The organism is Polynucleobacter sp. MG-28-Ekke-A2 (assembly GCF_035012985.1).
Lineage (GTDB): Bacteria > Pseudomonadota > Gammaproteobacteria > Burkholderiales > Burkholderiaceae > Polynucleobacter.
In genome coordinates this window covers 126389-132980 of record NZ_JAYGQU010000004.1, presented here as the reverse complement: position 1 = coordinate 132980, position 6592 = coordinate 126389, and the positions used below count along the sequence as shown (strand labels likewise).

Genomic DNA, 6592 nt, shown 5'->3' with positions numbered 1-6592 from the left:
GAATATATCCATTACTACAACCATGATCGAATCAAGCAAAAACTAAAGGGATTAAGCCCGGTGCAATACCGAACTCAATCCCTTCTGGTAACCTAATTAAACTGTCCAACTTTTGTGGGTCAGTTCAAACTACCTCTCTTTTTTTAACTTCTTTTTTACTGCCATACAAGCAATCACTTAATTGCCATAGACCTCAACGCCGCCTTTAATGGTTTTAAGGACCTGTATATTCTTAATATCATCTGGCGCAACCTTTAAGGGGTTTTGATCAAGAATTACTAAATCAGCCAGCTTTCCTGGTGCTAGCGATCCCTTGCTGAGCTCCTCCTTGTATTGATAGGCTGCATTGCGAGTAAAGCCCTGTAGAGCCAAATACGGAGTAATCCGCTGTTCAGGCCCCAACACTGCACCAGAGAATGTCTTACGATTCACGGCACTCCAAACCGAAAAGAGCACATTCGGGCCGGATGAAGGAGTGTCATTATGTAGAGCAAGTGTTATACCTTTTGCATTAGCGCTATTCGCAGGGCTTAAATTAGCCGCTCTTTCACCACCTAAGACCTTGTTATAAACATCACCATATAACCAGGTATCGTTTGGCATCATTACCGCCATAATATTTTTCTTCTTGTAATCATCTAACTGATCATCGCGCGCAAAGAAAGAATGGGCAATCACGGTACGACGATCTTCTGTGATGCCAGTCTCCGCAATCGTTTTACTTAAAGCAGCTAGAGTCATATCAATGCCAGCATCACCATTGCTATATCCAAAGTATTGAATATTTTTCTCGTAAGCCATCTTGGTGTACTTATCAAACAAGGCTTGTGGGTAGTAGGCAAAGCCACGCCAATCTTTTGGAAAGCCTGTGGTATCAAGATAGGGCTTGGTAAAGTAGGCCAAACGCAGTTGCGGCGCTCCATCCGTTGGCACCTGAATTCCGGCAACTTTAAATCCTCCATCTCCGTGGCTATAAACGCCAAACTGGGTATTTGGATTAGAAGCCAACATTTGATCGACGATATCGAAAGTTGGTAAAGCAATTAAATCGATAGTGACAATTTTTCTATCGATAGCTAAGCGCATATTGTGCATATCCGCAATACTGGCTTCGTAACTTTGTGCCGTTGTAAAACCATTGGAGACATAGATCTTCTCGGCTTTGCGGTAAGTTTCAAACGTCAGCTCTTGTGAATACTTACCAACCGCTTTAGCAACCGCCTCCAAATAAGGCATGCCAATCAATTCACCTGTGAGTTGACCAGTTTTAGGGTTCACCGGAATAAACCCAGATACAGCTTTAGTGGCTTTTGTAATTCCTAACTTCTTTAGGCCAGCAGAATTCACCATGCCAGTCAGCGTAGAGATATTCTCCAGCAACACCGCTTGGTTTGGAAATGCTACATCAAGATCCGCGATTGTTAATCCACCATCAGAAAGCATTGCTTCAGCGTAACCTGTACCAACAATCCAACCATTAAATACTTTCGCCTCTGAACGCAGCCTGTTAATTAACTGGGCTCTAGTCTGCGGAGGATTTCTAGAGAAGTAGGCAAGATTGACGCCGAGCGTATCTTGGGCGATTAATGCAAAGTGGCCCCAAGTGTCAATAAAGCCAGGCAATAAGGTGTGCCCTTTTAAATCTTGCAGGGCGGCATTGGATCCAGCCTGAGTCAAGGCTTCGCGCACGTCGCCGGTATAGGTAATCTTGTTGTCTTTGACAACAACCGCCTCAACATACTTGGGGGTGTCCCCCTCCATCGTGAGGATGTCCCCGTTGAAGTAAACGGTGGGGACACTGACATTAGCGGCGGAAGCTAATGAAAATGTGGTTAAAAGGAGAGCAAAAAACTTATAAGTATTTTTCATAATCTCTTTATAAACCATTCAGACTAAAGAGCCTACCGACAGTAATATTGAGTGAGCCGCTTAGGTAGGCAAGCCTTTTTCGTCAAACATTCCCTCGAATAAGGCAGAGCTTAAGTAACGCTCAGCTGTATCTGGAAGCACCACCACGATTGTTTTACCCGCGTATTCAGGCTTCTTAGCCAAACGAACCGCCACTGCAGCTGCAGCACCGCAGGATATGCCTACCAAAATACCCTCTTCTTTAGCAATACGGCGGGCAAATTCTATAGCCTCTTCATTGCTCACCTGCTCAACTTTATCAACCACCGATAAATCCAGATTCTCTGGAATAAAGCCGGCACCAATTCCCTGAATCTTGTGTGGGGCAGGCTTGATTTCTTCGCCATTCAGTTTTTGCGTGATAACCGGGCTTGAGGTTGGCTCAACAGCAACCACCTCAATGTTTTTCTTCTTAGTGTTCTTAATATAACGGGCAACACCTGAAATGGTTCCGCCAGTTCCAACACCCGCTACAAACACATCAATCTTGCCATCAGTATCTTCCCAGATTTCTGGGCCAGTGGTCTTTTCATGAATCGCTGGATTCGAGGGATTACTAAATTGCTGTAGTAAGACGTATTTGGGGTCTGACTCTGCAATCTCTTTAGCCTTAGCAACCGCGCCATTCATGCCTTTAGGGCCTTCGGTCAGGACAATCTTTGCACCCAAAGCCGTAAGCAACTTGCGGCGCTCAATACTCATGGTCTCTGGCATGGTCAATGTCAAAGGGATGCCGCGAGATGCCGCTACAAAAGCCAAAGCAATGCCAGTATTGCCGCTAGTTGGCTCAACCAACTCTTTACCAGGCCCCAAAATACCTTGTTCTTGCGCATCATTAATCATGGCCACACCGATACGACACTTCACCGAATAAGCCGGATTGCGACCCTCAATTTTGGCAAGCACAGTTGCTTTAGCACCATCGGTTACGCGATTTAAACGAACTAACGGCGTCTTGCCAATGGTTTGGGAGTTATCGGTAAAGTAAGTCATCAGGATTCCTTGTTACAAAAAATGAGCTTGATAGAGATCTTAAGTGTTAAAACAATACTTGTAAAAGAAGGCATAGTTATTAGTTAAGCACTAATAATTCTATGGAATATTAAGCTTGTGACTTCTTAAAGAAGGTGATTAGCAAAACCAGCAGCAATATCGCGAACCAAACCAAAGACCACTCTGGAACTTGCAGACCAAGAATTGCCGGGAGCTTTGCAGAGCACAATCCATCGGCCTTAAATAGCCAAGGCAGCTTATTAGCCACCTGCAACTGGTTGATCCATAGCTCCAAGGGATCTATTCCACAAGATTCGGCAGGGTGAGATAAAAGCCATACATGATGGCCAGCTACCGCCACACCATACCCCGCAGCAAGCATGGCTAAGCCATGAAATAACTTTCTCAATATTGGAATGCCGGCTGCTAATAGGCATGAAATAGCGACCCCAAGATAGCCAATCCTCTGCAAAACACATAAAGGGCAGGGCAAAAAATTGACATTTTGGTATCCAACCTGCTGCAAAATGACAGCAAATATCACCAAGCTCAAACTAAAAATAGACAGGAATAGGTACTGAGTTCTTTTCATTACTAGATGATAGTCAATGAGCTACTGAACATCTTTAAACTAGCGCTTTATTACTAAAAGTCTGATCTATATCACTACTGAGTCCTATTTTTGGGGGTTTAACCTCAAATTAGAGCCTCAAGAATGGGATAATTATCCTTTTGCTATCTACCAATTCATACGCATTTATGGCCGCATACAATACCGAAACCGTTCTCACCGTTCACCATTGGAACGACACCCTCTTTAGCTTTACGACCACCCGCAATAAAGGCCTGCGCTTTAGAAGCGGCCACTTCTTGATGATTGGTCTAGAGGTTGAAGGCAAACCTTTGGTGCGTGCCTATAGCGTTGCCAGCCCGAACTATGAAGAGCATTTAGAATTTTTGAGTATTAAAGTTCAAGATGGTCCATTGACATCACGACTACAAAAGATTCAAGTTGGAGATCCAATCCTAGTAAGCGAAAAGTCTGTTGGTACTTTGGTATTGGATGATCTAAATCCAGGAAAACATCTCTACCTATTTAGTACCGGCACCGGCTTAGCTCCGTTTATGAGCATCATTCGCGATCCAGAAACATACGAAAAGTTTGAGAAGGTTGTTCTCATTCACGGTGTTCGTCTAGTCAGTGAATTAGCTTATGCTGATTACATCCGCGACGAACTCACTAAAGATGAATTCTTGGGTGAACTCATTCGTGAAAAACTGATCTACTACCCAACAGTGACACGCGAAGCATTCAAACACACTGGTCGCCTAACGACTGCAATTGAATCTGGCCAACTCTTTAAAGATATTGGCCTTCCGCCACTCGATCCAGCAGTGGATCGCGCCATGATTTGCGGCAGCCCATCCATGCTCAAAGAAACTTCCGAGATGCTGGATGCCAAGGGGTTCAAGGTTTCCCCAAGCCTTGGCCAGATGGGTGACTACGTCTATGAACGTGCTTTCGTAGAGAAGTAATCAACTCACTTCTATATATCTAGAAGTAATTTAGATATCGCCATATATTCCTTGTGGATATATAGACCCCTTAGTACATTGTCTCTAACGAGATATTTACCAAGGAACTGAGATGTCCCCCATACGCGAACACTACAACCCAATTATTACTAGCCTCCTAAGAGAGCATGATCGCCTATCCCATGACCAAATTGAAGAGCGCAAAAGTTTTCAAAGGCGCATTCTCTTTTTAATGACCACAATTAAAATGGAAGAGTTTTCTAACTCTTTTGCCTAATACATCATTAACATTCAACGCTCAACAGGAATGAATCCATCCTTATTGGGCATTTTTACCAAAGGCAAAGTCTTAGCATCCATCACCGCATCTTTTGCAATGATCTTATTGAGATAAAGAATATAAGCGGTAGCTGCATACACTTGGTCGTCGGTCAAAGATTGTGGCGATTGATGTGGCATCGCTCTTTTGACATAGTCAAAGATAGTGGTTGAATAAGGCCAAAAACTTCCCACAGTCTTTACAGGCTTATCCGTATTCAATGCGCCACCACCCACAAGACGATTAGCCGGCCCACCCTGCCCTTGATCTCCATGACAAGATGCGCACTGTTGCTGATACAACTTTTCTCCAATAATTGCAGTGCCTGAGCCAGGGGGCAAACCTGATCCACTTGGATCAATATCGATATCCCATGCCCGAATTTGATTTTCAGAAATTGGCCTACCAAGACCTACTGGGCCAGCCACATGATTGCCGCTGACACAACCAAGCACTATGCCAATAGAGATCAAAGAAAGGCTCAGCTTAATAAATTTATTAGCGGCCATTAGTCACCTCTCCATTGGCAGCAACACGCCAGGGTTGTATAGCGTTATTGTGATAAAAAGTATTCGCACTCTTAGCCGCGATAACAGCATCCATCGAAGGCTGCACCTCACCGCTTGAATCTATTGCCCTACTCATTAATGTTGCTGGGGCACCATCCCATACCCAAGGAAAACGGAACCGCACCAGAGATTTATCCATCACCGGCTCCTGCAATACTGCCTCTCTCCACGAATTACCGCCATCCGTTGAAACCTCAACACGTCGAATTTTTCCATTACCAGACCATGCAAAACCGGAGATTTCATAAAAACCTTTAGATTTCAGCTTCATCATCCCTGAGGGTTGTGTAATGACAGACTTAACCTCCATTGCAAAAGTAAATTGCAGCGCCTTACCATCTGCTCGCAAATCGGTATAAGCGGCAGTTTCTTCACGGGTTTGCCAAGGCTCAGTGCCAAATTTAATTCTGCGTAGCCACTTAATACTCATATTGCCTTCATATCCAGGCAAAAATAATCTCAAAGGATAGCCCTGCTCTGCGCGTAACATCTCACCATTTTGAGCGTAGACTAATAAGGCATCGTCCATCATCTTATTTATTGGAATGCTGCGAGTCATCGCTGCGCCATCGGCACCTTCAGCCAATGCCCACTTAGCCCCAGATTGCACACCACACTCTTGCAAAATTGTAGATAAACGAACACCAGTCCACTCGCAGCAAGACACCAATCCATGAATTTGCTGAACTGTTTGATTGCTACCCTTTTTGAGCTCGGCCGCACTGTTGCCAGAGCACTCAAGAAAATAGACTCTGGACTCAGATGGAAACCGAAGAATATCATCCATGGAGAAGATCATTGGACGATCGACCATTCCATGAACCACGAGCTTATGGAGGTCGGGATTAATATCTGGAACTCCTGCATGGTGGCGCTCAAAGACCAAGCCATTAGGGGTAATAATTCCATGCAGACTCTGCAAGGGGGTTCTTGAGCCAGTTAGGAAGGTTGGCGCTGGCGAAGGAAGAAGTCGCACCACATTCTTTTCATATTTAGATGGCAAACCATAAGGGGGGTTAACAAAAGTAGAGCCTTGGGTTTTAGTCCAAGGATCTACTTCTAAAAAACCAGCCTCTTGATTTTGAGCGGAAGCAGAAGAGGCGCTTATTACGCCACCCACGCTAGCACCTGCCACAACGGATGATTTTAAGAATTGACGGCGATTAGAAAATACATCCCTTTTAGACATAAATGCTTTGCCTCCGTTATACGCACTGATTAGCTTATATTTTTTTAAAGCATACAGCCAATGCATAAAGAAATGCTA

General features: G+C 44.4%; 7 protein-coding genes. 2 read left to right on the top strand and 5 right to left on the bottom strand.

Annotation, left to right across the window (positions count from 1 at the left end):
* Positions 1–96, top strand: a 96-nt coding sequence (locus tag VC188_RS04575; protein WP_216217816.1) for an IS3 family transposase, incomplete at its 5' end; no start/stop codon positions are given.
* 81 nt (positions 97–177) lie between these two features.
* On the opposite strand, the gene VC188_RS04570 is transcribed toward VC188_RS04575, so the two are convergent.
* From VC188_RS04570 to VC188_RS04560, 3 genes are all read right to left on the bottom strand, one after another.
* Positions 178–1869, bottom strand: a complete 1692-nt coding sequence (locus VC188_RS04570) for an amidohydrolase (protein ID WP_323483171.1) — start codon at positions 1867–1869, stop codon at positions 178–180.
* 60 nt (positions 1870–1929) lie between these two features.
* Positions 1930–2901, bottom strand: coding sequence for a cysteine synthase A (cysK, locus tag VC188_RS04565; protein ID WP_216191011.1), 972 nt, complete (start codon positions 2899–2901; stop codon positions 1930–1932).
* 109 nt (positions 2902–3010) lie between these two features.
* Entirely contained in the window at positions 3011–3493 is a 483-nt protein-coding gene (locus tag VC188_RS04560; protein WP_323483170.1) for a disulfide bond formation protein B, read from the bottom strand.
* 167 nt (positions 3494–3660) lie between these two features.
* Between VC188_RS04560 and VC188_RS04555 the strand changes: the two genes are divergently transcribed.
* On the top strand, positions 3661–4437 hold the full coding sequence (locus tag VC188_RS04555) for a ferredoxin--NADP reductase (protein ID WP_215321668.1): 777 nt from the start codon (positions 3661–3663) through the stop codon (positions 4435–4437).
* Positions 4438–4728: 291 nt separating this feature from the next.
* Here the strand turns inward: VC188_RS04555 and VC188_RS04550 are convergent, their stop codons facing one another.
* Both VC188_RS04550 and soxC read right to left on the bottom strand, forming a co-directional pair.
* On the bottom strand, positions 4729–5265 hold the full coding sequence (locus VC188_RS04550; protein WP_323483169.1) for a cytochrome c: 537 nt from the start codon (positions 5263–5265) through the stop codon (positions 4729–4731).
* Positions 5255–6514: a sulfite dehydrogenase gene (gene soxC / locus VC188_RS04545; RefSeq protein ID WP_215321665.1), complete on the bottom strand. Its 1260-nt coding sequence runs from the start codon at positions 6512–6514 to the stop codon at positions 5255–5257. The genes VC188_RS04550 and soxC overlap by 11 nt, the downstream gene beginning before the upstream one ends.
* Between the last annotated feature and the right edge of the window lie 78 nt (positions 6515–6592).